Source organism: Endozoicomonas sp. ONNA2 (genome assembly GCF_024606365.1).
Lineage (GTDB): Bacteria > Pseudomonadota > Gammaproteobacteria > Pseudomonadales > Endozoicomonadaceae > Endozoicomonas.
Map to the genome: position 1 here is coordinate 1 of NZ_JAHHPO010001160.1, position 1,659 is coordinate 1,659.

The window sequence follows — 1,659 nt, forward strand, 5'->3', positions numbered from 1 at the left end:
CGTTTAAATTAGCCTTGATTGGAACGATCGTAAGGCCGATTCTATCGCCCTGACCAGCAGCACCTATTACTTTTCAGGGCGCCCCTATCGATGCTAAGTACAATCGCCCGATCGTACCTAAAAGAGAATTAGATAAAGTCAAGACATTAGGTGAAGGGAATTCTGGTTCTGTGTACCTGATGAAACATAGGAAGACCAATCAACAATTTGCCCTTAAAAAGTTGGTAATAAAAAGGTGCGCAAAAAAGAATGTGAACAGATGATAAGAATTCAGCGATCTATAGCAGAAACCGGTGGCAATACAGACAATATTGTCAACCTGGTTGCCCTGAGTCGAGGAAAATCTAATAAAAAATACGCCCTTATGGAATATGGAGGTGATGATTTAGAATACTCATCATTACATAATGGCCCTTTCAGCGGAGATAAGCTAAAAAGCACTTTTTTTCAGGCTGCCAACGGCATTAACACGCTATTTAAAGCCGGTTACCAGCATCATGATATTAAACCTGAAAATATTCTGATTAATGACAAAGGTGTCGTTAAGATATGCGATTTTGGGTTTGCAACAAAAATAGACGAGACTGAACCCATGGTACGCAGCGGATCACCAGGCTATATGTCACCGGAAAAACTGTATGGTTTGACCGATTACCCTAAAGACAAAGCTGACTCTTGGGCTCTGGGATGTACGTTTGCTGAAATATGTCTAGGTGATGACACTGTTATAATGCCTGTTACTCGCGACATGTACTTAGATCATAAGATGCCTTATCAAGATGCTGTAGACATATTGAAAAAAGCAAGAAAAAAAGCTTACAGGAAACTTCGGAAGATTGAAGGTGAACAAGCGGCTGACTTTTTCTGGGCACTAACGGAACCGGATCCTGACAAACGGCTGTCACCCAGCGAAGCGCTGGAACACCCCTACTTTGATGATATACACACATCGTACAAACTTACAGGGCTGGTATAAATGTTGCCAACGTATCCCTTGTCATGCCGACACTGAGTTGGCCATGATATACAGGAAATAATACAAAGATATTAATACGACGGCAATAGAATAACTCGGTCAGGATAAATGCACACAACTCAGGGCAAGGAAGAAGAAGTCTTGCATAAATGAGGTAAGAACTCATCAGATAGGATAAATGGCGGTGAGGGAGGGATTCGAACCCTCGATACGGCTACAAACCGTATACTCCCTTAGCAGGGGAGCGCCTTCAGCCACTCGGCCACCTCACCGCGAACGACAGATATGTTACCCTGAGCCCCTTGAAAAGCAAGTCTTTTTTTTGTCAATTCCAGAACTTAATCCAAGTTATCGTAGCGAGAACAAGATTGCCATTTCAAGTTAGTGTATCCAAAAGAAAAGGACCAGTTGACTACCATCAAAATCCGTTTCAATCAGACTCAAGCCGGTCATATACCCAGTAATACGGAACATTGCCGATTGGAAATTTTTATCAGAGGCATAAATTCCTTGAAAAAAAAGAACACTGGGAGTCAATGCAGTTTATCAGCAGGGCATTCTAAAACTCAGAAAATAATTTATTCCATATGGCCAAAACTTAAAGTAACTATTCAGCCACCCTTGGGAAGCTGTCCGAGAATAGACTGCCCTGCTGCGGTTGCGATAAATTGGTCTAAAAATTC

2 protein-coding genes and 1 tRNA gene are annotated in these 1,659 nt (G+C 42.0%); 2 read left to right on the forward strand and 1 reads right to left on the reverse strand.

Translation table 11 applies throughout. The features are described from left to right. Positions 1–235: 235 nt before the first annotated feature. Entirely contained in the window at positions 236–976 is a 741-nt protein-coding gene (locus KDK14_RS20495) for a protein kinase (RefSeq protein WP_257267092.1), read from the forward strand. Between the two features lie 179 nt (positions 977–1,155). Here the strand turns inward: KDK14_RS20495 and KDK14_RS20500 are convergent. Continuing rightward, a tRNA-Ser gene (locus KDK14_RS20500) sits at positions 1,156–1,248 on the reverse strand. Between the two features lie 208 nt (positions 1,249–1,456). On the opposite strand from KDK14_RS20500, the gene KDK14_RS20505 reads away from it, so the two are divergent. Next, positions 1,457–1,659 (forward strand): hypothetical protein (locus KDK14_RS20505; protein ID WP_257267093.1); only part of this gene is annotated, 203 nt, incomplete at its 3' end.